The following is a 24,043-nucleotide window of genomic DNA, read 5'->3' as shown; positions in this document are numbered from 1 at the left end:
AAGTGTAAAGACGGCGAGTTAAAAGTATTAAGGTGTTGATTATGATTATTTTTAATGAGTTTATGGCGGTGATACATACTGCCGTGATCATACAGGGGGCAGGGGAATGAGTAATCCGCATAAAAATCAACCAATATCACCGCTCTCCTTAGTGCGTAACATATGGGGCTACAAGCAGTTGATTCTGCAGATGACCAAACGCGAAGTGATCGGCCGCTACAAAGGTTCCGCGATGGGACTGGCCTGGTCGTTTTTAAACCCTTTGTTTATGCTCGTTGTCTATACTTTTGTCTTCTCTGTCGTTTTTAAAGCTCGTTGGTCTGTCGGAGGAGATGAAAGCCGCACCCAATTTGCCGTGATTCTCTTTGTCGGCATGATTGTTCACGGTTTTTTTGCTGAGGTCGTGAACCGTGCCCCGCAGATCATTCTGGGAAATACTAACTACGTGAAGAAAGTGGTGTTTCCTTTGGAAACCTTGCCGGTGATCAGCTTATGTGCTGCCCTGTTTCACACTTTGATTAGCCTGCTGGTTCTGCTTAGCGCTTTTTTCCTGTTCAACGGCTATTTGCATTGGACGTTGGTGTTCGTGCCGTTGGTCTTCTTGCCGCTGGTCATTTTTTGCCTTGGTTTGGGATGGATCCTGGCTTCACTTGGGGTATTTATCCGTGATGTCGGCCAGACTACGGTAATCATTACCACCGTAATGATGTTTTTATCCCCAGTCTTCTTCCCTATCACCGCGCTGCCTGAGAAGTATCGCATCTGGATTATGCTCAATCCTCTGACATTTATCATCGAACAAGCGCGTAATATTTTGATCTGGGGTCAGATGCCCAACTGGAGTGGCCTGGCGGTCTATACGTTGGCCGCGATGTTAGTGGCTTGGCTGGGTTATGCTTTCTTCCAGAAAACCAGAAAGGGGTTTGCAGATGTCCTCTAACGATGTTGCGATTCAGGTTAGCAATTTAAGCAAATGCTACCAGATCTACTCTCGTCCGCGTGACCGTCTGAAGCAGTTCTTTGCCCCTAAGCTGCAGCGCGTCGCGAGAAAAGAAAGCCGTACTTATTTCCGTGAGTTTTGGGCACTCAGGGATGTGTCTTTCACCATCAACCGTGGAGAGACCGTTGGCATTATCGGCAGAAATGGGGCGGGCAAGTCCACGCTGCTTCAGATGATTTGCGGTACGCTGACACCGACGACCGGTGACATTAGCGTCAATGGCCGAATCGCCGCCTTGCTGGAGTTGGGAGCGGGGTTCAATCCTGAATTTACTGGCCGAGATAACGTCTACCTTAATGGCAGCGTACTGGGGTTAAGCAAGGCTGAGATCGATCGCAAGTTTCAAAGTATTCTCGATTTCGCAGATATTGGCGCGTTTATCGACCAGCCGGTAAAAACCTATTCCAGCGGAATGTATGTGCGCTTGGCGTTTGCGGTGCAAGCCTGTATTGATCCCGAGATTTTAATCGTCGATGAAGCGTTGGCGGTAGGAGATATCGGATTCCAGTATAAATGCTTTAAAAGGATGGAAGCACTGAAGAAGCAGGGGACAACCATCATTATGGTGACCCATTCAACCGGCAGCATTCTGGAATACGCCGATCGCTGTCTGGTTATGAGCGACGGCCAACTGATCGGTGATACGACGGATGTCCTGGCCGCGGTGTTGGCTTATGAAAAGGGCATGCTGCTTTCTGAAAAGAAACAGGAGCCAGTGGTCTCTTCCACCGTCGACTCTTCCGCCAGCTATGGGATTGAGGAGCTCCGCGCCCTGCAACAGACGTCGATCAATGCTGAAGTGGATGAAAAGCGTTTTGGTAGTGCGCGGGCGATTATCGAGTCGTTCTCTGTCATTAAAAGTGATGGCACCCCCCTGGCTGACAAGCCTTTAGTGAAATCGGGTGAAGAGCTGTACTTTAACTTTACCCTGGCGTCTTCAGAGACGATCAGCGACGTTGTTTTGGGGATCTCGATTTCTCGCGCTCAGGGGGGCGATATTTGGGGGGATAACAACATCGGCGCCGGGCACCCTCTGACGCTGCAACCGGGTTTGCAAACGTTGAAATACAAAGTCAAGTTGCCGATTAACGCCGGTGATTATCTCATCCACTGCGGTCTGGCGTGCTTTAATAATGGCGAGCGAGAAGAGCTTGATCAGCGCAGGCCTATTGGAAAAATTAAGTACTGGTCCTCACGAGAGCTCGGTGGCGTGATCCATGCTCCAATCCAAATCGTTGCCGATGGAGTGTCATAATGATCAGCGTTTTCTTACCGGCTTACCCCTTTAGAGGCGTTAAAGCACCCTATTTGTGGTTTTTCTATCGCGTCCTGAGCTCGATGAAAGATCCCGTTTATTTCATGATGGGCAATGATTACTTGTCCCCCCTTGAACAATGGGAACGTGAGAGGCGTTGGGAACTTGAGGACGATTCACAAAAGCGCTTGGGCTTCCAGTTGCCCGACCTTGACCAGTTGAGTGCAAAGCATAAAGTCAGTGTGATTGATGAGTCGTTTTTCAGTCACTACATGGGAAAATGCTTTAACAACCCAGATGTCCTCTTTAAGACGTTCATCACCGAGGTGATTCCTGAGCTTGAGACGGCACTGTTTGCTGCTCTCAGTCAGGAAAGTCATATCGAGTGCGTGCTGACATGGTGTAATTGCCCATCCTTGAATGCGGCTGCGAAAAGAAGAAATATTAAAGTCGTCAATCTTGAGTTGGGGCCATTGCGCTCGCCGGAGTATTTGGCGACTGCTTATTTTGACTTTAGTGGGGTAAACGGCAATACGGAGGCGGAAAGACGCTATCTGAGTAGCGATTACCGTTTCAATATGAACGTTCAAGTGGAGCAACTCCGCGAGTTCTTTACCGGCCAGCCTTTGGTGATGCCTCAAGGTGATGAAGATCGAGCGGAAGACAAGTTTGATGTCGGTATTGCGCTTCAGGTTGAAAATGATTCCAATATCATCGCGTTCAGCAATTCGTTCAATAATCAGTCATTGCTGGACTATGCCGAGTTCACTTTCCCTGGGAAGCGATTGATTCGTAGCCACCCTGGCAGTCGCTTTACGTTGCAGGAAGGGCATGATGTCATCGACCATTCGGCAAACAGCATCGACTTTATTCAGCGTTGCAAACATATTCTGACGATTAACTCCAGTGTTGGCCTGGAAGCGATGTTGTTGGACACTCCAGTGACCGTATTGGGCGATTGCTCATACGCTTTCTGTAATGTCGCCAATCAGGCAGAGAAGGTAAAGCGCCTTGCCTTCTACCTATTCTCCTATTTGGTGCCTTTTGAGTTATTGTTTGATATCAACTATATTCGTTTCCGGCTTTCCTCTCCTGATGAAGCGGAAATAATAACGAAACACGTCAATTATTATATTACCCGTGGTGATGGCATGCGTGATGCGGAAATGGAAAAAAAGGCCTCTTCCATTATTGAAGATGGAAGTGTTGAAAGGACTGTTTGTACTTTAATGAACACAATTGAAGATTTGAACTCGGCATTGGCAGCCAAACAGGCTGAGATCGGCGTTCTGGAAGAAAAAGTCGGCGAGTTGGAGGCTGTGGTCAGCGAGCAATCCGAAGAGATCATCGTCGACGTCGTCGTCCCTGTGTACGGTGGATTAGAAGAGACCCAGGAGTGCATTGAGTCCGCGCTGGCCACTTTGCCGCATTGGGCGCAATTGGTGGTCATCAACGATGCTTCGCCGGAGCCGGAGCTGACTCAGTGGCTACGGGAGCGGGCAGAGACGGCGCGTTTCAAACTGCTTGAAAACGAGCAAAACCTGGGCTTTGTGGCAACGGTGAACCGCGGCATGAAGCTCAATCCGAAGCGGGATGTCTTGTTGCTCAATAGCGATGTTGAAGTCGCTAATGATTGGCTGGAGCGTATTCGTGAAGCGGCTTATTCACGTAGCCGGGTCGGCAGCATCACACCGTTTTCAAACAATGCGACCATTTGCAGCTTCCCTAATTTCTGTGAAGACAATGAACTCTTTATGGGAATGAACGTACAGCAGCTGGACGATCAGTTCTCGACTTACGGTAGAGAAAACAACCTGGTGGAAGTGCCGACCGGTGTCGGCTTCTGCATGTATATCCGCCGGGATTGTTTGAATGAGGTCGGGTATTTTGACGTCGAAACCTTTGGACGAGGTTATGGCGAGGAAAACGACTGGTGCCAGCGTGCGGCAAAAGCCGGATGGCCTAACTTCCATCAGCTCAACGTCTTTGTTTATCACAAAGGCGGCGTGAGCTTCGCAGGCGAACAGAACCCGCGCAAAACGCGAGCTCTTGAGTTGCTGAACGAACTCCATCCCAACTACACGAAAGACGTGATGGATTTCATCGCTCACGATCCGGCAAAAAAAGCTCGCCAACAGATGTTACTGCGTATTTTGGCCAAGAAAGACGTCAGCAAAGTCTTGTTGGTCTCTCATAAGATGGGCGGTGGTGTTACCCAGCATTTGCATGAGTTGGTCAAGTTTTATAAAGATAAGGCGCATTTCCTGCTGTTAACGCCGGAAGAGGAAGGGCGCAGCGTTGCATTGTCGTTAAATACGAACGAGGCCGTGTACCGCGAGAAGTTCATTATTGATGTCGCCCAGGGTTATGACACGCTGGTCAACCTGCTGCGCTTTATTGGCGTTGGGCACATTCATTTTCATCATATGATCGGCGTTGCCGATAAAATTGGCGAGTTGAAAAATAGCTTGTCATGCACCTATGACATTACGATTCACGATTATTATTTCGTGAACGCGAATCCAACGTTAACCGATAAAAACGGCATCTTCGCCGGTGATGTCGTTGCGACCCGCGATAAGCTATGCAGTGAACACTATCAGATTCCAGGCGGGTTGTCGGCGGAACAATGGCGCGCAAAACTGCTGCCATGGATCGAAAATGCCGAGCGGGTTATTTTCCCTTCTGCCGATACGCAAGTCCGCTTTATGCGCGATTTTCCGAGTTGCGCACAAAAAAGTGTCATTGCCTGGCATCCGGATTATGAGGTTGCCGCTCCGTATCCTGAAGTCAAGTCCACCTATCAGCAGGGGCAGAAGCTGAAGGTCCTTGTGTTGGGGGCGATCAGCCGTGAAAAAGGCGCATTGATGTTGGATGAAGTCGCCAATGACTTGAAACACGAAGATATCGAGTTTCATCTGTTAGGCTACGCTTTCCGCCCGCTGTGCGATGCCGTCAAAGGTCATGGCGCCTATTCAAGCCGCGATCTGCAGCAGAAGCTGGATGAGATCAAGCCGGACGTCATTTGGTACCCGGCTCAATGGCCTGAAACTTATAGTTATACGCTCAGCATCGCGCTTGAGTACGGTATTCCCGTTGTCGTTCCGAACATTGGCGCTTTCGGCGAACGTGTTGTCGGCCGCCGCGATAGTCGGGTGATTGCCTGGGACACTTCCGCCAAGAAAATGTGCGAGCTCTGGCGTTCTCTGCGTGCCGATCCGCAAGCTTTCTTTGCGGCCGCTAATGCGCCGGCATTGTTGGATCTTTCTCACGCAGAACGCGTAGGGGACTTCTATCGGGACGGTTATCTGCAGGCTGATTGGCTGCGGGAAAGTGAGTTGGGGCGTATCGATTATAAAGCCCTGCTGGCATCCGTTTACGCCTCTGCCTATGTGGAAGTTGTTGCGGTAACGCCAGCTGCACCGCAAGGTCGTAAGGAAAAACTGCTGGCCATTCTGTGGCGGTTGAGCAAACACCCGGCATTGGCTTGGGGCGTCAAATTGGTGCCTTATCGTTTGCAGCGCTACGTGAAGCGAATTCTGTCGCGCAGAGCGATCCATGAGATCATCAGTTAATGAGACAGAGGGTGAGTTTCTTGTATAAAAAACTGGCGCTATAGATCAGTTAAGGATCACTTGAACGATCCTGTCGCTGTGTAAGAATCCGTAATCTCTCTGAGATTACGGATTTTTTTATGTTGCTGAGTCAGGCTCTTGATACCGTTCTTAAATTCTCCCCCAAATAATTCGCTGCGCTTTCCGACTTGCTCTCACCCGAGCTTAGCGATGAATGCCTCGCTGATAACGGATTGTGACTCTCCGTAAACGCCGTCTTCCCATGCAAATGATGGTCTGGGCCGTGGTCGGTATGTCCCTGGCATGGTTTGCCAGATGGAGGTCACCAGTCACTTGCTGACAGGCGTGAGCTTCGGCAGCGTCTCGGAAACCAGTGAGGTTGACCTTGCTGCACAGGTGGCTGAGCAGACACCGGAGCAGTCGTTGACGATACTGGATAAAGGTTTTTATGCGCTGGGACTCCTCCATCACTGGAGCGCCTCGGGAACGGAAAAACACTGGATGTTCCCACTGCGCAAAGATGCGCAGTATCACGTACGGGAGAGGCTGTGAGCGGGACAGGAGCTCGTTGAGTTGAAGTTAAGTCCGCAGGCCCGCAAGAAATGGCCGGGTGCCCCGGAAATACTGGTAGCCAGATTGATAAGCAAAGAGGTTAATGGCAAGAAAGTCCAAATCTTGACCTCGATGTGCGATCCGCTACGCTACCCCAAAGCCGATATCGTCGACCTGTATGGGCATCGTTGGGAAATAGAGCATGGCTTCAGGGAGATAAAACAATATCTGCTGCAGAACGAACTGACTCTGAGAAGCAAAAAGCCGGAGTTGGACAGGCAGGAGCTGTGGGGCGTGGCGTTGGCGTATAACCTGCTGCGCTTCATGATGGCGCAGATGGCTAACAGCCTGAAGCATGTAGAGCCTTATCAAATCGGTTTTAAACAGGCTGCGTTATATTTGACAGCCAAACTGAGCCTGTTTCCGGCAAGTTGCCCCAGGGAAAGCCCCGAAGATAATGAATGATATCCTGGCAATGGCGGGGAGCTTCGTACTTCCTTCTCGACGGCAAAGACGTTACCCGCGGGCAGTAAAAAAAGAAGCCGCAACGTTATACGTTGCGGCTTCCTCAAAAGCTTAACTGACAAGCATTAGGCTTAAGCGCCGGATTTTGTATAGCAAATAGAGCGAGGGGATTTTCCAACGGCGCTATTGGCCTACTTGATAGCCAGTTCGTCCGTATTAATAGTAGATGTGGTCGACGGTATCGCTTTCTTGCGCAGGAAGCGTCTTTCTACGAGATGCCAGGATAAAGCGCCGAGAAGCAGGGTCATTAAAGCGCTGAACAACATGCTGCTATAAAAACCTAACGATGTATGGTTTATAACGATTTGCTGTACAGGGAACGCATAAATATATACGCCATAAGAGTAATCAAATCGACCATAGATAAGCTTGTCCGTCAGCGAGACACCAATGATGATGACCAATGTAGGAATGATGAGATAGCCTAAAACCCGTAATTCATAACTCCCTTTCAGTACATAAAGTAAAACGATGCCTGAAGTGAAGAGGAATTTCTTGGCGTTTCTATTATTCCAACTGCTTTCTGTTAATGCCATTAAGGCACCGCAGAAGAAGGCGACGGCACGTGGCGTAAACAGTTGCAGCGAAATTGAATAAAAGCCGAGTGTCGTTGGGTTTGACAGGAGATAAATAGTAAGTGCCACCATGGAGAGCAGGACAACGAGTATTGGCTTGATATTTTTTGCGAAGCAAAAAGCGACGGCAAGAATAAGATAACAAGCGAACTCTAACGGCAGTGTCCAGAGACTGCCATTTATCGCGTTAGGATAAATATAATGCTGCGCCATAGTGATTGGGTCAGCACCGCGCAAGGCGACCAGGTTAATCGCCGCAATCAACGATCTTTTAGTGAAGACGTTTCCAGGTTGTAAAGCTAAACCTAAGGCAATGTATAAAACGAGACTGCATACGATAAGCGCCGGAAATATTCGCTTTATTCTCTTTTCCATAAACGAGACAAAGCTCCCGCTTCTCATCCCGGACTGAGCGATCAGATACCCGGAAACGCCAAAGAATATGACAACGGCCAATCCGCCGAAGCTTTCAAAGCCCAGAAAAGACGGTTCGGCTTTGCCACTCAAAGCAAAATGATGCGAGTAAAGGACAAGGAATGCTGCAAAAATACGAATAACATCAAAACAGTTTTTTTGATGAGAATAGAGAGGTTTCATTTTCTTTTTTACACAAAAAATGGGTTGCTGGATTTTAGTTCATCTCACTTCAAGTTTAAAGTTATTCCCCTCATTGACTCCACTTTTTGTTAATATGTGTAACAAAATTTGAGTTTACTTGCTATGAATTTGTGCTGTGATGTGACCTATCGCACCAATCACTACCCACGCGGCTCAATCCTGAGTTAACATGTGTGCCACATCACAAAACCTGCTGGCCGACGTTGCCGGCAGGGTCATCCTCAGACAGGAGTTCCTAAATGTCCAAGCAACAAATCGGCGTTGTCGGCATGGCGGTAATGGGCCGCAACCTCGCGCTGAACATCGAGAGCCGTGGTTACACCGTTTCCATTTTCAACCGTTCTGGCGACAAGACTGACGAAGTGATCGCTGAGAACCCGGGCAAAAACCTGGCGCCGTATTACACCGTTGAAGAGTTTGTTGAATCGCTGGAAAAACCACGCCGCATCCTGCTGATGGTGAAAGCGGGCGAAGCGACGGATAAAACCATTGCCTCGCTGACTCCGCATCTGGACAAGGGCGATATCCTGATCGATGGCGGCAACACCTACTATCAGGACACCATCCGTCGTAACCGCGAACTGTCCGACCAGGGCTTCAATTTCATCGGCACCGGCGTTTCCGGCGGTGAAGAGGGGGCGCTGAAAGGGCCTTCCATCATGCCTGGCGGCCAGAAAGAAGCTTACGAGCTGGTGGCGCCGATCCTGGAGAAAATCGCTGCGGTTGCGGAAGGTGAGCCTTGCGTGACTTACATCGGCGCTGACGGTGCAGGCCACTATGTGAAGATGGTGCACAACGGCATCGAATACGGCGACATGCAGCTGATTGCCGAAGCCTATTCTCTGCTGAAGCAGGCGCTGAACCTGAGCAACGAGCAGCTGGCCGAAACCTTCGCCGAGTGGAACAAGGGTGAGCTGAACAGCTACCTGATCGACATCACCAAAGACATCTTCACCAAGAAAGACGAAGAGGGTAAATACCTGGTCGATGTGATACTGGACGAAGCCGCCAACAAAGGCACCGGCAAGTGGACCAGTCAGAGCTCGCTGGATCTGGGCGAACCGCTGTCGCTGATCACCGAATCGGTGTTCGCACGCTACCTGTCCTCGCTGAAAGATCAGCGCGTTGCCGCGTCTAAAGTGCTGACCGGGCCGAAAGTGGCACCGTTCACCGGCGACAAAGCCGAGTTCATCGAGAAAGTGCGTCGCGCGCTGTATCTGGGCAAGATCGTATCCTACGCGCAGGGCTTCTCTCAGCTGAAAGCCGCGTCCAAAGAAAACAACTGGGATCTGCACTACGGCGAAATCGCCAAGATCTTCCGCGCCGGCTGTATCATCCGTGCCCAGTTCCTGCAGAAGATCACCGACGCTTACGCAGCGGATGCCGATATCGCCAACCTGCTGCTGGCTCCATACTTCAAGCAAATCGCCGACGAGTACCAGCAGGCGCTGCGTGACGTGGTGGCCTATGCCGTGCAGAACGGTATCCCTACGCCAACCTTCTCCGCCGCGATCGCTTACTACGACAGCTACCGTTCAGCGGTGCTGCCGGCTAACCTGATCCAGGCGCAGCGCGACTATTTCGGCGCGCACACCTACAAACGCATCGACAAGGAAGGCGTGTTCCATACCGAATGGATGGAATAAGCCCACTCGTTGAGCGATAAAAAAAGCCGCCGAGGTTAACGCCCGGCGGCTTTTTATTGCGCGTGATTTAATGTCACGCTTTTTTCTGATGCCGCTCGCGCAGCCGGCCGATCACCGCGCTCAGATCCAAATCCTGATCCTGCAGCAGCACCAGCAGGTGATAGATCAGATCCGAGGCCTCGTTGGTCAGCTCTTCGCGATCGTTGACCGTGGCGGCCAGCGCGGTTTCCACGCCTTCTTCCCCGACCTTCTGCGCGATGCGTTTGGTGCCGCTGGCGTACAGGCTGGCGGTGTATGAGCTGTCCGGGCTGGCATGCTTGCGTTCCGCCAGCAGCTGTTCCAGCTGATAGAGGAACGTCCAGTCGCTGGCGGCCGGGTGGAAGCAGCTGCTGTTGCCCAGGTGGCAGGTCGGGCCGATCGGGTTGGCCAATACCAGCAGCGTGTCGTTATCGCAGTCCGGCGTGATGCTGACCACCTTGAGGAAGTGGCCGGAACTTTCGCCTTTGGTCCACAGGCGCTGCTTGGTGCGCGAGAAGAAGGTGACATTGCCGCTCTGCTCGGTGGTCGCCAGCGCTTCCGGCGTCATGTAACCCAGCATCAGCACTTCGCCGGAAACGGCGTGTTGCACGATGGCCGGCATCAGGCCGTCGGTTTTCTCCCAGTCCAGCTGGTTTCTCTGTTGTTCTGTCAGCACACGCGAATCTCCACGCCTTGTTCGACCAGGAACCTTTTCAGTTCGCCGATATTGATGATTTGTTTGTGGAACACCGATGCCGCCAGAGCGCCGTCGACGTCCGCATCGCGGAACGCTTCCAGGAAGTGCTCCATCGTACCCGCGCCGCCGGAGGCGATCAGCGGCACCTTGCAGACCTCGCGCACCCGGCGCAGCTGCTGCAGATCGTAACCGTTGCGCACGCCGTCCTGGTTCATCATGTTCAGCACGATCTCACCGGCGCCGCGGCGCTGCACTTCCTGCACCCAGTCGAGGGTTTCCCACTGGGTGACGCGAGTGCGGCTCTCGTCGCCGGTATATTGATTGACGTGATACTTGCCGGTTTCACTGTCGAACCAGGTATCGATGCCCACCACGATGCACTGCACGCCAAAGCGATCCGCCAGGCGGCTAATCAGATCGGGATCGGCCAGCGCCGGTGAGTTGATGGAGATTTTGTCGGCGCCGAAAGACAGGATCTGGCTGGCGTCCTCGGCGCTTTTAATGCCGCCGGCGACGCAGAACGGAATATCAATCACCTCCGCCACGCGCGACACCCAGCTTTTGTCCACCACCCGGCCGTCGCTCGAGGCGGTGATATCGTAAAACACCAGCTCGTCCGCGCCTTCTTGCGCATAGCGCTGCGCCAGCGGCACGATGTCGCCGATGATTTCGTGGTTGCGGAACTGCACGCCTTTCACCACTTGCCCGTCTTTAACATCCAGACACGGGATTATCCGTTTTGCCAGCATGCAATCGCCTCCTCAACGCTAAATTTACCTTCCAGCAGGGCGCGCCCGACGATCACGCCGGCAACGCCGCTGCCGCGCAACTGGGCGATGTCGTCCAGATTGCCGATGCCGCCTGAGGCCTGGAAGGCCACTTGCGGATAGCGGCGGCTGATCTCCTGATACAGCGCCACGTTGGCACCGGCCAGCGTGCCGTCGCGCGAAATGTCGGTGCACAGCACGTGTTTCAGCCCGTAGGGCAGGAACAGCTCTACCACCTGTTCAAGCGTGGCGTCGGAGTCTTCCTGCCAGCCGCTGATGGCCACGCGCTTCACGCCCTGCGCGTCGATGCGCACATCCAACGCCAGTACCAGCGCGTCGGCGCCATAGCGTTCGAACCAGCTTTGCACCAACTGCGGCTGTTTCACCGCGGTGGAGCCGATCACCACGCGCGTGGCGCCGGCCTCCAGCAGGGCGCTGACGTCTTGCTCGTTGCGGATGCCGCCGCCGACCTGCACCGGCACGTTAACCCCCGCCAGCAGCTTGCGCAGCAGCGGGATCTGGCGCGCGGCCGGATCTTTGGCGCCGGTCAGATCGACCAGGTGCAGCACCTGGGCGCCCTGTTGTTGATAGTCCTGCAGGCGCAGCAGCGGATCGTTGCCGTAGTCGCGCTGTTGGCCGTAATCGCCCTGATGCAAACGCACCACGTTGCCGTCGATCAAATCCAAAGCCGGAATAATCATGCTACCTACATCTCCAGAAAGTTTTTCAACAGTTGCGCGCCGGCCGCTCCAGATCGTTCTGGATGAAACTGCACGCCGAAGAAGTTGTCTTTTTGCACGGCGGCGGTGAAGGGCTCGCCGTAGTTCGCCTGAGCGATGGTGCTGGGGCATATCGGCATCGCATAGCTGTGAACGAAATAGAAGTAGGCGCCGTCATCGATGCCGCGGAACAGATGGTGGCCCGCCTGCGCGGATACCTGGTTCCAACCCATGTGCGGCAGCGGCAGGCCGAAGTCGGTCATCTGCTTTACCGGCGTATCGATGAGGCCGAGCGTCGTTATGCCGCCGTTCTCTTCGCTGCTGGCCGCCAGCAGCTGCATACCGAGGCAGATGCCCAGCACCGGCTGAGTGCAGGCCCTGATCAGTTCGATCAGATCGCGTTCGCGCAGCTGATCCATCGCCGCCTGCGCGGTGCCGACGCCCGGCAGGAACAGCTTGTCGGCGCGCAGCACGATCTCCGGATCGCGGCTCACTTCCGGCTGATAGCCCAGGCGCCGCACCGCATAGGTGACGGAGGCCAGGTTGGCGCAGCCGGTATCCAAAATCACCACGTTCATCACAGCACTCCTTTCGAGCTCGGCAGGGTATTGCCCTCGACGCGGATCGCCTGGCGCAGCGTGCGGCCAAACACTTTGAACAGGCTTTCGACCCGGTGGTGGTCGTTTTTGCCTTTGGTCTTCAGGTGCAGCGTACAACCCATGGTGTAGGAGAGCGAGCGGAAGAAGTGCTCGACCATTTCGGTGCTGAGATCGCCGACGCGCTGATAGTTGAACTCGGCCTTGTACTCCAGGTGCGGGCGGCCGGAGATATCCAGCGCGCAGCGCGCCAGACACTCGTCCATCGGCAGCACGAAGCCGAAGCGGGCAATGCCGCGCTTGTCGCCCAGCGCCTTGTTCAACGCTTCGCCCAGCGCCAGGCCGGTGTCCTCTACGGTGTGGTGATCGTCGATATACAGGTCGCCTTTGACGTCGATCTCCATGCGGAAGCCGCCGTGGGTGGCGATCTGATCCAGCATGTGGTCGAAGAAGCCGACGCCGGTTTTGATTTTGCTGCCGCCTTCGCGATCCAGCCAGACGTTGACATCGATCTGCGTCTCTTTGGTCACGCGGTTAACCCGCGCATGACGGTCGCGCAGGGTCAGCTGGCGCACGATCTCTTTCCAGCCCAGCACGCCGCGCTGGTAGCGCAGCCCCTGAATGCCCATGTTTTCTGCCAGCTGCACGTCGGTCGGCCGATCGCCGATCACGTAGCTGTGGGCGGTATCGAGCACGCCGGGTTCGAGGTAACCCTTCACCAGCGCGGTCTTCGGCTTGCGGCAGTCGCAGTTGTCCGCCGGCAGGTGCGGGCAGATCAACACATCGGCGAACTGAATGCCCTGCGAGCTGAGGATCTGCATCATCAGGTTGTGCGGCGGATCGAAGGTTTCCTGCGGGAAACTGGCGGTGCCGAGCCCATCCTGATTGGTGATCATCACCAGCTGATACCCTGCCTGTTGCAGCGCCAGCAGGGAAGGGATCACGTCCGGCTCGAGCGCCAGCTTGTCCAGGCGGTCAACCTGGAAATCTTCCGGTGGCTCGGCGATCAGCGTGCCGTCACGATCGATAAAGAGGATTTTTTGGCTCACATTGGCTCCTGGCGAGTCTGGTTGGCACCGGGCAGGGTGGACAAGGCGTCCACCACGCGTTGACATTCGTCGCGGGTGCCTATGGTGATGCGCAGGCAGCCGGACAACCCGGGCTGTTTGTTTTGGTCTCGTAAGATAATGCCCTGATCCCACAAGCTTTTAAACACATTACTTGAGCCGGTGAAGCGGGCCAGCAGGTAATTGCTGTCGCTGGCGAAAACCTGCTCGACGCAGGCGCATTTCTCCAGCTGTTGCTGCAGCCAGCTGCGGGTGGCGGCGATGTCGGTGACGCGCTGGCGCATGGTGCGGATGCCTTCTTCGCTCAGCGCCTGCGCGGCGATATCCGCCACCGGCGTCGAGAGCGGGTAAGGCGCGATCACCTTCAGCAGCAGGGCGATCAGATCTTCGTTGGCGAGCGTAAAGCCGCAGCGCAGGCCGGCCAGCGCAAAGGCCTTCGACAGCGTGCGCAGAATAGCCAGGTGCGGGTAGTCGCTCAGCCACCCGGCCACCGAGGCCTGCGGGCAAAACTCGATATAGGCTTCGTCCACCGCGACGATCGCTTTGCCTTTGGCCAGCTCCAACAGGCTGCGTAGAGAGTCCGGGTCAATCAGGTTACCGGTCGGGTTGTTCGGGCTGCAGACGTAGATCAGTTTCACGTTGTCCAGGCTGTCCGCGATGGTCGGCAGATCCAACTGCCAGTCCTCTTGGGCGGCCACGGTGCGGCGCTCCACGCCAAAGGTTTCGGCGCTGACGGCGTACATGCCGTAGGTCGGCGGGCAGAACAGAATGGCGTCTTTGCCCGGCTCGCAGAAGGCGCGGATCAGCAGCTCGATGCCTTCATCGGCGCCGCGGCTGACCAGCACCTGCTCTTTCTTGACCCCGGCATAGGCGGCGTAGCGTGCGATCACCTGCGCCGGCTGACACTCCGGATAGCGGTTGAAGGTTTGCGCGGTCAGCTGGAATTCCGGGGCGGTCGGGTATTCGTTGGCGTTCAGCCATACGTCGCCCTTGCCGCCGAGGCGGCGCGCCGATTGATAAGGGGTCAGCTCGCGAACGTTGGCGCGCGCCAGTTTTTCGATGCTCATGCTTGCTCCTTCAGGGCGGCGACGCGCAGGGTCACGGCGTTCTTGTGGGCGATCAGCTGCTCGGCGGCAGCCAGCGTCTCGATGGTGGCGGCCAGGTTGCTGAAGCCCTGCGGCGTCAGCTCCTGCACCGTCATGCGTTTTTGGAAATCGGCCAGCCCGAGGCTTGAGCAGGTGGCGGTGTAGCCGTAGGTCGGCAGCACGTGGTTGGTGCCGGAGGCGTAATCGCCGGCGGACTCTGGCGACCAGTCGCCGAGGAACACCGAACCGGCGCTGGTGATGTTGTCCACCAGATCGCGCGCATTGCGGGTCTGAATGATCAGGTGCTCCGGGCCGTAACGGTTGCTGATGGCCACGCACTCCGGCAGATCGCGCGCCACGATCAGGCGGCTGCTCGCCAGCGCCTGGCGGGCGGTGTCGGCGCGCGGCAGCTCGGCCAGCTGGCTTTCCACCGCGTCGGCCACCGCCTGCGCCATCGCCGCGTCCGGCGTCAGCAGGATCACCTGCGAATCCGGGCCGTGCTCGGCCTGCGACAGTAGATCGGAAGCGACAAACGCCGGGGTGGCGCCGGCGTCGGCGATCACCAGCACTTCTGAAGGACCGGCCGGCATGTCGATGGCCGCGCCGTCAAGGCGCTGGCTGACCTGCCGCTTGGCTTCGGTCACGAAGGCGTTGCCCGGCCCGAAGATCTTCGCCACGCGCGGCACGCTTTCGGTGCCGAACGCCAGGGCGGCGATCGCCTGCGCGCCCCCGACCTGAAACACTTCCTGCACGCCGCACAGCTGCGCCGCATACAGGATCTCATCGGCGATCGGCGGCGGCGAGCACAGCACTACCCGGCGGCAGCCGGCGATGCGCGCCGGCGTCGCCAGCATCAGCACGGTGGAGAACAGCGGCGCCGATCCGCCGGGAATATACAGGCCCACCGAGTCGATTGGGCGGGTCACTTGCTGGCAGCGCACGCCCGGTTGCGTTTCGACGTCCACCGGCGGCAGTCGCTGCGCGTTGTGGAAGGTTTCCACGTTGGCGACGGCCACCGCCATCGCCTGTTTGATGTCGTCGCCCAACCGCGCGGCGGCGGCGGCGATCTGCTCGGCGCTGACGCACAGCGCCGAGACTTCCGCCTTGTCGAAACGGGCGCTGTAGTCGCGCAACGCCCGATCGCCGTTGGCCTTCACGTTGTCGAGGATCTCGTTCACCGTGCGGGTGATGCTGTCGGAAGCGGCGATCGCCGGACGCATCAGTAGCTCGGCCTGGCGTTCGGCGCTGCACGTCGCCCAATCGATCGGCGTGTTGAAGGTCGACATGGCGTTACTCCATCATCTTTTCAATCGGCAGCACCAGAATCGAGCTGGCGCCGAGCGCTTTCAGTTTTTCCATGGTTTCCCAGAACAGGGTTTCGCTGCTGACCATGTGCATCGCCACGCGGTTCTGCGCGCCGGCCAGCGGCAGAATGGTCGGGCGTTCGGCGCCCGGCAGCAGCGCGACGATCTCGTCCAGTTTCTCGCTCGGCGCGTGCAGCATGATGTATTTGGATTCGCGCGCCTGGATCACGCCCTGAATGCGGGTCATCAGGCGGTCAATCAGCTGCTGTTTGGCTTCAGGCATTTCGCCGTCGCGCTGGATCAAGCAAGCTTTGGAGCGGTAGATCACCTCCACTTCGCGCAGGCCGTTGGCCTCCAGCGTGGCGCCGGTAGAGACCAGATCGCAGATGGCGTCGGCCAGGCCGGCGCGCGGCGCCACTTCCACCGAGCCGTTCAGCAGGCAAGATTTGAAGCGCACGCCCTGTTTGTCGAGGTATTGCTTCAGCAGGTGCGGGTAAGAGGTGGCGATGCGGGCGTCCTGCAGGCTTTGCGGGCCGGCGTATTCGGCGTCGAGCGGGGTGGCCAGCGACAGGCGGCAGCCGCCGAAATCGAGGCGGCGCAGGGTGAAGTAGCGCGGGTCTTCACCCTGGGCGCGGCGGCTGAGCAGCTCTTCTTCCAGCACGTTCTCGCCGATGATGCCGAGATCGACCACGCCGTCCATCACCAGACCCGGAATGTCGTCGTCGCGCACGCGCAGGATATCGATCGGCATGTTTTCGGCGAAGGCGATCAGACGCTGCTGCTGCAGGTTAATCTTGATGCCGCAGCGCGCCAGCAGTTCCTGGGATTCATCGCTCAGGCGGCCCGACTTCTGCATTGCGATCCGTAAACGTGTCTTGTCCAGCATGGTAACCTCTGTTTAATCTGTAATTTTATGAATTTATTGTAAAAACTATTCTGTCTGTCTGTCCGGAGCCAAAAAAAAACCCTCGGAAGAAATCTTCCGAGGGCTCTCTCTTGCGTTCTGCGCGCCACTGGAAGATTAACAAACCGTCTTCCAGCACACATCGCCTGAAAGACTAGTCAGGGTGATGGTGATGATGGTGGTTGAACTGAACGCGTGTCATGGTGTTTTCTCTCAGCAAAAGTCGGTAAAAAACCGTATGGCAATTAAGCTAAACTATCCGCTGTCCGCCGTGCAACTCTTTTTTATCGTCATAAATTTAATTTATTGAAACAGGTTGAGTTATTAGCCACACACGGCTTTACCTAACCTTAAGCCGGTCAGATTGTATCGCCGCGCGCAGTGGCGTAGCCTTAAGGGCAGGGCGCTGCGATCTTCAGGAGAGGAAGAGGATGAAAAAGGTAGCCATTATTGGTCTGGGTTGGTTGGGCATGCCGCTGGCGTTGTCGCTGATGGGCCGCGGGTACGACGTGGTCGGCAGCAAAACCACGCCGGACGGCGTCGAGGCCGCGCGGATGAGCGGCATCGAATGTTATCAGTTGGAGCTGACGCCGGAATTGATCTGCGATCCGGACGATCTGGCGTCGTTGCTGCGCGTGGATGCGCTGGTGGTCACGCTGCCCGCGCGCCGCACCGTCGAAGGCAGCGAGAACTATTTCAATGCGGTGCGCATGCTGGTGGACAGCGCAATGGCTTTCGGCGTGCCGCGGGTGATCTTCACCAGTTCCACCTCGGTGTATGGCGAAACCGCCGGCACGCTGCGCGAAGAGTCGCCGCTGCGGCCGGTCTCGCCGTCCGGCCGGGTATTGGCCGAGCTGGAGCGCTGGCTGCACGAGCTGCCGAATACCTCGGTGGACATTCTGCGCCTGGCGGGGCTGGTGGGCGCCGATCGCCACCCCGGCCGCTTCCTGGCGGGAAAGCTCGATGTGAAGGGCGGGTCGCAGGGGGTGAATCTGGTGCATCAGGACGACGTCATCGCCGCCATCCAACTGCTGCTCAAGCTGCCGAAGGGGGGCCACGTGTACAACCTGTGCGCGCCGCGTCATCCGGCCAAGCGCGATTTCTATCCGGCCCTGGCCGAGCAGCTGCACCTGGAGCCGCCGCAGTTTGCCGACGAAGCGGAACAGGATGAGCGGCTGGTGGACGGCAACCGCATCTGCAACGAGCTGGGTTTTGAATACCAGTATCCCGATCCGGCGCGCATGCCGGTCAGTTAACGTCCGTCAGGCCCCGCACATGCGGGGCTTTTTTTCGCCGGCGCGCGCCAAATCCTCCAGCAGCGCGTTCAACGCCTCGTCGGGCTGGACGGGGCGGCTGACCAGGCTGAGCGTGGCGCGGTAAGAGAGCGCTGCGCCGCCCAACTGCCGCAGCAGCCCTTGCTCCACCCAGCGCGCCGCATAGTGGGTGGGCAGATAACCGAGACAGGTGCCGCTCAGCACCAGATGGGCGACGCTCTCCATGTGGTGAGCCACTGCCGCCAGATGGGGCGGAGCGATCGGGCACAGCTGCTGCGCCAGCAGGTAGCCGCGCTTGACCCAGCGCGCGTTTTCAATCTGCTCGCGCTCGGGTTCTTCCACCGCGAACAGCGGGTGATCCTCACTGCAATAGATCGCCTGCGTCTCCTCCAGCCACGGTTGATAACGCAACGCCTCCAACTGCTGGCCAAAGTAGCCGATGCCCAGATCGAGCTGCTGGTGCAGCAGCCCTTGTTCAATCTCGTTCGGTGAACAGATGCGGCACTGCAATTGCACGTCCTGGTGGCGCCGCTGAAAGTGCTTGATGGCCTGACTGAACGGGTTGCCCGGCAGTGAAACCAGGTTATCCACCAGACCAATTTGCAGATCGCCGGTCAGCAGGCCGTTCAGCGACTGGCTGACCCGGGTGAAGTCGCGGGCGGCGTTGAACAAGGAGCGGCAGGCGATCAGCATGCGTTCCCCTTTTGGCGTCAGCCGGAAGCCGGAGCGCCCGCGCTGGCACAGGCGAAAACCCAGTCGCGTTTCCAGCGAGGCCAGATGGGTGCTGATGGTGGATTGGTTCATCAGCAGCGTTTCCTGTGCGGCGCTGACGCCCTGGGCTTCCGCCACCGCGACGAACACCCGCAACAGCTTTAGATCGATATCGCTTAGGTTAGTGAGCATCGCCCCTCCGCAGAACGTCGGCCGCTTAACCCATTTTTAACATCGAAGAAATAGGCGCAGCGCTGAAGATATGGCCTTTCTTATGGCATGAGATTGAAATAAAAATCAATGCTTCAATGGGTTAGTTACATCGTGTTTTTCGATGTTTACATGCAAAAGCGGGAATGGTAGCCGGTGCGGTCAACGGGGTAGTCTGCGAATGTTGCTTAAATGTTTCAATTTATCGCAAGCCCAAGACAAGGAAACGCCATGCTGAACCAACCCCAAAGCGGCAACGACATGCCGCGCTTTGCCGGTCTCCCCACCATGATGCGCCTGCCCGCCGCCGATCAGGCGCGTGATCTGGACGCCGCCTTTGTCGGCATTCCTCTGGATATCGGCACTTCCAATCGCAGCGGCACCCGCTATGGCCCGCGCCAGATCCGCCAGGAGTCGGTGATGATCCGCCCCTACAACATGGGCACCGGCTCCGCCCCATTCGAACGGCTGCAGGTGGCCGATCTGGGGGACGTCGCCATTAACCCCTACAGCCTGGCGGACAGCGTACGGCGCATCGAGGCGGCTTACCACGAGATCCTGGCGCACGGCTGCACGCCGTTGACGCTCGGCGGCGATCACACCCTGACGCTGCCGGTGCTGCGCGCCATCGCCCATCGACATGGTCCGGTCGGGTTGATCCACGTCGATGCGCATTCCGACACCAACGAGGAGATGTTTGGCGAACAGCTGGCGCACGGCACCACCTTCCGCCGCGCGTTTGAGGAGGGGCTGCTGGCGCCGGAAAAAGTGGTGCAGATTGGTCTGCGCGGCAGCGGCTATGCGGCGGATGACTTCGATTGGTCACGGCGCCAGGGCTTCCGCGTGGTGCCGGCCGAAGCCTGCTGGCATCGGTCGCTGACGCCGCTGATGGCGGAGATCCGCGAGCAGATGGGCGATGCGCCGGTTTATCTCAGTTTCGATATCGACGGGCTGGATCCGGCCTTCGCGCCGGGCACCGGCACGCCGGAGGTCGGCGGACTGTCGGTTTGGCAAGGGCTGGAGATCGTGCGCGGCTGCCGTGGGCTGAACCTGATTGGCGGCGATGTGGTGGAGGTGTCGCCGCCTTACGATCGTTCCGGCAATACGGCGCTGCTGGCGGCCAACCTGCTGTTTGAAATGCTGTGCGTGCTGCCGGCTCGCTGAGGCCGGCGTACTGACCCTGCCGGCGGAGCGGTTGCGTCGGGCCCCCTGATAACAATAACAACGGAGTGGAGGTACCCATGAATCTCGATCTGCTGGTTGTGGTGATTTACTTTCTGGTGATAGGCGCGGTGGGGTGGATGGGCATTCGCCGCGCCAACTCCAAAGAGGCGTATCTGGTGGCCGGGCGCAACCTGGGGCCGGGGCTGTATCTGGGCACGCTGTCGGCGGTGGTGCTCGGCGGCGCGTCGACCATCGGCAGCGTCAAGCTCGGCTACACCTACGGCATCTCCGGCGTCTGGCTGTGCGGCGCGCTCGGGCTGGGCATTGTGGTGCTGAGCCTGGTGCTGGCCAAGCCGCTGCTCAAGCTGAAGCTGTACACCGTCAGCCAGGTGCTGTCGCGGCGGTATCACCCGGCGGCGCGGGTCACCAGCGGCGCGATCATGCTGGCGTATGACCTGATGGTGGCGGTGACCTCGATCATCGCCATCGGCAGCGTGATGCAGGTGATGTTCGGCCTGTCGTTCAGCGCGTCTATCCTGCTCGGCGGCGGGCTGGTGGTGCTGTATTCGACGCTGGGGGGCATGTGGTCGCTGACGCTGACCGACATCATTCAGTTCATCATCATGACCGTCGGCATGATGCTGGTGCTGATGCCGATGAGCATCGTCAAGGCCGGCGGCTGGGAGGCGTTCACCAGCCTGCTGCCCGCCGGTTACTACCAGCTGTCGTCGTTCGGGCTGGATACTATTCTGGTATTTTTCCTGATCTACTTCTTCGGCATTTTGATCGGTCAGGACATCTGGCAGCGGGTGTTCACCGCCCGCAGCGCCAACGTGGCGCGCTTCGCCGGGCTGGGGGCGGGCGTCTATTGCGTGCTGTACGGCGTGACCGGCGCGCTGATCGGCATGGCCGGCAAGATCGTATTGCCGTCGCTCAGTAATACCGACGGCGCCTTCGCCGCCATCGCGCAGGCGGTGTTGCCGGTCGGCGTCAGCGGGCTGGTGGCCGCGGCGGCCCTGGCGGCGCTGATGTCCACCGCCAGCGCCTGCCTGCTGGCCTCTTCGACCATCGCGCTGGAGGACGTGTTGCCGGCCATCCGGTGCAAACCTTCCGGCGGGTTGGCCGCCGGGCGCTTCACCACGCTTTTCATGGGCGCGGTCATGCTGGGGCTGGCGTTTGTGGTGCGCGACGTGTTGGCGGCGCTAACGCTGGCTTACAACCTGTTGGTGGGCGGCATGCTGATCCCGTTGGTGGGGGCTATCTTCTGGCCGCGCGCCACCAGCGCCGGCGCCATCGCCAGCATGCTGACCGGCAGCCTGTGCGTGGTGGGGCTGATGATCTGGCACGGCATCGACGCCAACAGCCCAATCTACGGCGGTCTGCTGGGCGGCGGCGTCGCCTTCGTGCTGGGCAGCCTGCTGAGCCGCCCGGCGCCGCAGCTGCAGACCCAAACCGAGCGTTGAAACGACGAGGTGGGACATGAACAATCGCAATGTGGCGCCACGCCCAAAAATTGAAGTGCGCTCGATAGACTATGTGCCCCGTCACGAGCGGCATGGCAAGGTTTGGCATCAGGCGCCGTTTTGGTTCACCGGTAATTTCGTTTTGACGACGATGGTGGTCGGTTTCACCGGCCCGGCGTTGGGGTTGGGCGCGCTTTATTCGATGCTGGCCATTGTCGTCGGCGTGGGGTTCGGCACGTTCTTCATGGCGTGTCATGCCAATCAGGGGCCGCGCATGGGGCTGCCACAGATGATCCAGTCGCGGGCCCAATTCGGCCTGCGTGGCGCCATCGTTCCCTTTGCCGCCGTGGTGTTTGTTTACATCGGTTTCAACGTGTTCAACGTTATTCTCGCGACCGATGCGATCAACACGGTATTGCCGGGTCACCGTCCGCCCTGGTATGCGTTGCTGATCGCGGTGGCCGTGCTGTTGGCGATCGTCGGCCACGATATGCTGCATGCGGTGCAGCGCTGGCTGACCTATGTGATGATGGCGGTGTTCGGCGTGCTGACGGTCGGTGCCGTGCTGTCGCTGCGGATGGACGCCGTCGTCGGCGCCGGGCATTTTTCGTGGGCGGCTTTTTTGATTCAGCTGTCGGCGGCCGCCGGCTACCAGATCAGCTACGCGGTGTATGTCTCCGACTACTCGCGCTATTTGCCGCATGAAACGCCGTCGGCCAACGTGATCTTTTGGACTTATCTGGGGGCGGCCGGATCGGCGCTTTGGCTGATGTCGCTGGGCGCGTTTCTGGCCTCAGCCTTACCGGCTCCCGATGCGATCGGCAGCGTACAGGCGGTGGGGAATGGCATCTATCCGGGGTTCGGCACGCTGGCTGTGCTTATCGCCGTGCCTTCGCTGGTCGGTATCATGGCGGTCAACTGTTATGGCGCAATGCTGACCAGCCTCAGCGCGATTGACGCGTTCCGTAAAGTGACGCCAACGTTGAAATTACGCATGGCCGGCATCGGCGTCGTCGCTCTGACGGTGTTCGCGGTGGCGTTGGCTATCCCGGCGAGCTATCTCGCCAGCTTCAATACCTTCGTGCTGCTGATGCTGTATTTCCTGGTGCCCTGGACGGCGGTGAATCTGATGGACTTTTACGTGGTCCGCGGCGGGCATTACGCGATCGGTGAAATCTTCAACCCGGCGGGGATCTACGGCCGTTGGGGCGGCTCCGGTCTGACGGCCTACGCGATCGGCCTGCTGGCGATGGTGCCGTTCATGACGTTGGGCTTTTACACCGGCCCCTTTGCTGTTTTACTGGGCGGCGCGGATATCGCTTTTCTGATCGGCTTGCTGGTGGCCGGGAGCGTTTATGTCGTCATGTGCCGAAAGCTCGATCTCGAAGCCGAACGGCGGGTGGCGTTGCGTTGCGAGGGATTATTGGAAGGAGAACGGGAGTGAAGGAAAAAATCAGCGTCGCATGCTGCCAGTTGGCGCTGCGGGTAGGGGAAGCGGAACATAATCGGGCGCTGTCCGCCCAGGCGATCCGCCGGGCAGCGCAGCGCGGCGCCAACGTCATCGTGTTGCCGGAGTTGGTGAACAGCGGCTACGTGCTGCGCGACAAGGCGGAGGCGCGGGCGTTGGCCGAGGCCGAAGATGGGCCCAGCCTTAGCCTGTGGTGTGCCCTGGCGAGTGAGCTGGATGTGGCGATCGTCGCCGGTTTTTGCGAGCGCCTGCCTGATGGCGAGGTGGCCAACAGCGCGGCGTTGATCGATGCGCAGGGGGTGAGGGCGATTTATCGCAAAGCGCACCTGTGGCATGAAGAGAGTTCGATCTTTACCGCCGGCGATCGGCCGCCGCCGGTCGTCGAGACGCGTTTTGGCCGGTTGGCGGTGATGATCTGTTACGACCTCGAGTTTCCGGAGTGGGTGCGCTTGCCTGCGTTGGCCGGTGCTCAGCTGCTGTGCGCGCCGGTCAACTGGCCGCTGGCGCCGCGCCCGCAGGGCGAACGGCCGGCGGAGATGGTGAAGGCGCAGGCCAACGCCGCCGTCAATCGGCTGTTCATCGCGGTGTGCGATCGTTGCGAAACGGAGCGCGGCGTTGCGTGGATCGGCGGTTCGGTGATCGTCGACGCCGACGGCTATCCGTTGACGCAGAGCCTGACAGGCGAAGGCATGGTGCTGGCATCGATGGATATCGGCGCGGCTGATGACAAGCACATCGGCCGCCACAATCACGTGCATCGCGATCGGCGTCCGATGCTGTATTGAAGCAACGGGGGCGGCTGGTGATCCCAGCCGCCCCGCGATCGTTTTCGTCGGCGGGAAAAGCGCCG

General features: G+C 57.9%; 20 protein-coding genes, 1 pseudogene and 1 other annotated feature. Of the genes and pseudogenes, 10 read left to right on the top strand and 11 right to left on the bottom strand.

Annotated elements, in window-relative coordinates; all coding sequences use genetic code 11:
- Positions 1-106 precede the first annotated feature (106 nt).
- The 4 genes and pseudogenes from ACJ8M3_RS10090 (at position 107) to ACJ8M3_RS10075 (ending at position 6,966) form a co-directional block, all read left to right on the top strand.
- A complete protein-coding gene (locus ACJ8M3_RS10090) occupies positions 107-940 on the top strand; it encodes an ABC transporter permease (RefSeq protein WP_089196820.1) in 834 nt (277 codons plus the stop codon).
- The gene (locus tag ACJ8M3_RS10085; protein WP_089196821.1) at positions 930-2,255 is read left to right on the top strand and encodes an ABC transporter ATP-binding protein; all 1,326 of its coding nucleotides are present in this window, start codon (positions 930-932) and stop codon (positions 2,253-2,255) included. Before ACJ8M3_RS10090 ends, ACJ8M3_RS10085 begins: the two co-directional genes overlap by 11 nt.
- On the top strand, positions 2,255-5,830 hold the full coding sequence (locus tag ACJ8M3_RS10080; protein WP_089196822.1) for a GT99 family glycosyltransferase N-terminal domain-containing protein: 3,576 nt from the start codon (positions 2,255-2,257) through the stop codon (positions 5,828-5,830). Before ACJ8M3_RS10085 ends, ACJ8M3_RS10080 begins: the two co-directional genes overlap by 1 nt.
- A 119-nt stretch (positions 5,831-5,949) precedes the next feature.
- A pseudogene (locus ACJ8M3_RS10075) lies at positions 5,950-6,966 on the top strand (IS4 family transposase).
- A 72-nt stretch (positions 6,967-7,038) separates the two neighbouring features.
- Here the strand turns inward: ACJ8M3_RS10075 and ACJ8M3_RS10070 are convergent.
- Entirely contained in the window at positions 7,039-8,079 is a 1,041-nt protein-coding gene (locus tag ACJ8M3_RS10070; RefSeq protein WP_089196823.1) for an acyltransferase family protein, read from the bottom strand.
- A 260-nt stretch (positions 8,080-8,339) separates the two neighbouring features.
- On the opposite strand from ACJ8M3_RS10070, the gene gndA reads away from it, so the two are divergent.
- The gene (gndA, locus tag ACJ8M3_RS10065; RefSeq protein ID WP_004938815.1) at positions 8,340-9,746 is read left to right on the top strand and encodes an NADP-dependent phosphogluconate dehydrogenase; all 1,407 of its coding nucleotides are present in this window, start codon (positions 8,340-8,342) and stop codon (positions 9,744-9,746) included.
- A gap of 73 nt (positions 9,747-9,819) precedes the next feature.
- On the opposite strand, the gene hisIE is transcribed toward gndA, so the two are convergent.
- The 9 genes from hisIE to hisL form a co-directional block, all read right to left on the bottom strand.
- Entirely contained in the window at positions 9,820-10,440 is a 621-nt protein-coding gene (gene hisIE / locus ACJ8M3_RS10060) for a bifunctional phosphoribosyl-AMP cyclohydrolase/phosphoribosyl-ATP diphosphatase HisIE (RefSeq protein ID WP_015377251.1), read from the bottom strand.
- Positions 10,434-11,210 carry an imidazole glycerol phosphate synthase subunit HisF gene (gene hisF / locus ACJ8M3_RS10055; RefSeq protein ID WP_033642483.1) on the bottom strand — a complete coding sequence of 259 codons (777 nt, stop codon included), beginning with the start codon at positions 11,208-11,210 and terminating at the stop codon, positions 10,434-10,436. Before hisF ends, hisIE begins: the two co-directional genes overlap by 7 nt.
- Positions 11,192-11,929, bottom strand: a complete 738-nt coding sequence (gene hisA, locus ACJ8M3_RS10050; protein WP_089196824.1) for a 1-(5-phosphoribosyl)-5-[(5-phosphoribosylamino)methylideneamino]imidazole-4-carboxamide isomerase — start codon at positions 11,927-11,929, stop codon at positions 11,192-11,194. Before hisA ends, hisF begins: the two co-directional genes overlap by 19 nt.
- 5 nt (positions 11,930-11,934) lie before the next feature.
- Entirely contained in the window at positions 11,935-12,525 is a 591-nt protein-coding gene (gene hisH, locus ACJ8M3_RS10045; protein WP_021504315.1) for an imidazole glycerol phosphate synthase subunit HisH, read from the bottom strand.
- Complete coding sequence (hisB, locus tag ACJ8M3_RS10040) at positions 12,525-13,592, bottom strand: bifunctional histidinol-phosphatase/imidazoleglycerol-phosphate dehydratase HisB (RefSeq protein WP_015377254.1); 1,068 nt, start codon at positions 13,590-13,592, stop codon at positions 12,525-12,527. The genes hisH and hisB overlap by 1 nt, the downstream gene beginning before the upstream one ends.
- Complete coding sequence (hisC, locus tag ACJ8M3_RS10035; RefSeq protein WP_089196825.1) at positions 13,589-14,677, bottom strand: histidinol-phosphate transaminase; 1,089 nt, start codon at positions 14,675-14,677, stop codon at positions 13,589-13,591. The genes hisB and hisC overlap by 4 nt, the downstream gene beginning before the upstream one ends.
- On the bottom strand, positions 14,674-15,981 hold the full coding sequence (gene hisD / locus ACJ8M3_RS10030; RefSeq protein WP_089196826.1) for a histidinol dehydrogenase: 1,308 nt from the start codon (positions 15,979-15,981) through the stop codon (positions 14,674-14,676). Before hisD ends, hisC begins: the two co-directional genes overlap by 4 nt.
- A 4-nt stretch (positions 15,982-15,985) precedes the next feature.
- Positions 15,986-16,885 carry an ATP phosphoribosyltransferase gene (hisG, locus tag ACJ8M3_RS10025; protein ID WP_015377256.1) on the bottom strand — a complete coding sequence of 300 codons (900 nt, stop codon included), beginning with the start codon at positions 16,883-16,885 and terminating at the stop codon, positions 15,986-15,988.
- A gap of 70 nt (positions 16,886-16,955) precedes the next feature.
- Positions 16,956-17,082: a sequence feature (His leader region), on the bottom strand.
- Positions 17,058-17,105: a his operon leader peptide gene (hisL, locus tag ACJ8M3_RS10020; protein WP_100396937.1), complete on the bottom strand. Its 48-nt coding sequence runs from the start codon at positions 17,103-17,105 to the stop codon at positions 17,058-17,060. It overlaps the preceding feature by 25 nt.
- 229 nt (positions 17,106-17,334) lie before the next feature.
- Here hisL and ACJ8M3_RS10015 point away from each other — a divergent pair, with 229 nt between their 5' ends.
- A complete protein-coding gene (locus tag ACJ8M3_RS10015; RefSeq protein WP_033642487.1) occupies positions 17,335-18,159 on the top strand; it encodes an SDR family oxidoreductase in 825 nt (274 codons plus the stop codon).
- 6 nt (positions 18,160-18,165) lie between these two features.
- On the opposite strand, the gene ACJ8M3_RS10010 is transcribed toward ACJ8M3_RS10015, so the two are convergent.
- Positions 18,166-19,080, bottom strand: coding sequence for a LysR family transcriptional regulator (locus ACJ8M3_RS10010; protein WP_089196827.1), 915 nt, complete (start codon positions 19,078-19,080; stop codon positions 18,166-18,168).
- A gap of 249 nt (positions 19,081-19,329) precedes the next feature.
- Here ACJ8M3_RS10010 and speB point away from each other — a divergent pair, with 249 nt between their 5' ends.
- The 4 genes from speB to ACJ8M3_RS09990 all read left to right on the top strand — a co-directional run bounded on the left by speB (position 19,330) and on the right by ACJ8M3_RS09990 (position 23,978).
- Positions 19,330-20,262, top strand: a complete 933-nt coding sequence (gene speB, locus ACJ8M3_RS10005) for an agmatinase (protein ID WP_442514658.1) — start codon at positions 19,330-19,332, stop codon at positions 20,260-20,262.
- Positions 20,263-20,339: 77 nt separating this feature from the next.
- Complete coding sequence (locus ACJ8M3_RS10000; protein ID WP_089196829.1) at positions 20,340-21,725, top strand: sodium:solute symporter; 1,386 nt, start codon at positions 20,340-20,342, stop codon at positions 21,723-21,725.
- 16 nt (positions 21,726-21,741) lie between these two features.
- Positions 21,742-23,169, top strand: a complete 1,428-nt coding sequence (locus tag ACJ8M3_RS09995) for a purine-cytosine permease family protein (protein ID WP_089196830.1) — start codon at positions 21,742-21,744, stop codon at positions 23,167-23,169.
- Positions 23,166-23,978, top strand: a complete 813-nt coding sequence (locus tag ACJ8M3_RS09990) for a nitrilase-related carbon-nitrogen hydrolase (protein WP_047572100.1) — start codon at positions 23,166-23,168, stop codon at positions 23,976-23,978. Before ACJ8M3_RS09995 ends, ACJ8M3_RS09990 begins: the two co-directional genes overlap by 4 nt.
- Positions 23,979-24,043 lie beyond the last annotated feature (65 nt).

Origin of the sequence: Serratia sp. CY55921 (assembly GCF_052167655.1) — a bacterium.
GTDB classification, from domain to species: domain Bacteria; phylum Pseudomonadota; class Gammaproteobacteria; order Enterobacterales; family Enterobacteriaceae; genus Serratia; species Serratia ureilytica.
The sequence above is the reverse complement of the archived record's forward strand: the minus strand, read 5'-3'. Positions and strand labels throughout refer to the sequence as shown.

Bases quoted from the DNA above. Each gene is read 5' to 3' on its own strand.
- ACJ8M3_RS10015 (WP_033642487.1), top strand. From the start codon at position 17,335: ATGAAAAAGGTAGCCATTATTGGTCTGGGTTGGTTGGGCATGCCGCTG.
- hisD (WP_089196826.1), bottom strand. From the start codon at position 15,981: ATGTCGACCTTCAACACGCCGATCGATTGGGCGACGTGCAGCGCCGAA.
- ACJ8M3_RS10010 (WP_089196827.1), bottom strand. From the start codon at position 19,080: ATGCTCACTAACCTAAGCGATATCGATCTAAAGCTGTTGCGGGTGTTC.
- ACJ8M3_RS09995 (WP_089196830.1), top strand. From the start codon at position 21,742: ATGAACAATCGCAATGTGGCGCCACGCCCAAAAATTGAAGTGCGCTCG.
- hisG (WP_015377256.1), bottom strand. From the start codon at position 16,885: ATGCTGGACAAGACACGTTTACGGATCGCAATGCAGAAGTCGGGCCGC.
- hisH (WP_021504315.1), bottom strand. From the start codon at position 12,525: ATGAACGTGGTGATTTTGGATACCGGCTGCGCCAACCTGGCCTCCGTC.
- gndA (WP_004938815.1), top strand. From the start codon at position 8,340: ATGTCCAAGCAACAAATCGGCGTTGTCGGCATGGCGGTAATGGGCCGC.
- ACJ8M3_RS10070 (WP_089196823.1), bottom strand. From the start codon at position 8,079: ATGAAACCTCTCTATTCTCATCAAAAAAACTGTTTTGATGTTATTCGT.
- hisA (WP_089196824.1), bottom strand. From the start codon at position 11,929: ATGATTATTCCGGCTTTGGATTTGATCGACGGCAACGTGGTGCGTTTG.
- ACJ8M3_RS10090 (WP_089196820.1), top strand. From the start codon at position 107: ATGAGTAATCCGCATAAAAATCAACCAATATCACCGCTCTCCTTAGTG.
- ACJ8M3_RS10080 (WP_089196822.1), top strand. From the start codon at position 2,255: ATGATCAGCGTTTTCTTACCGGCTTACCCCTTTAGAGGCGTTAAAGCA.
- hisF (WP_033642483.1), bottom strand. From the start codon at position 11,210: ATGCTGGCAAAACGGATAATCCCGTGTCTGGATGTTAAAGACGGGCAA.
- speB (WP_442514658.1), top strand. From the start codon at position 19,330: ATGCTGAACCAACCCCAAAGCGGCAACGACATGCCGCGCTTTGCCGGT.
- hisC (WP_089196825.1), bottom strand. From the start codon at position 14,677: ATGAGCATCGAAAAACTGGCGCGCGCCAACGTTCGCGAGCTGACCCCT.
- ACJ8M3_RS10085 (WP_089196821.1), top strand. From the start codon at position 930: ATGTCCTCTAACGATGTTGCGATTCAGGTTAGCAATTTAAGCAAATGC.
- ACJ8M3_RS10000 (WP_089196829.1), top strand. From the start codon at position 20,340: ATGAATCTCGATCTGCTGGTTGTGGTGATTTACTTTCTGGTGATAGGC.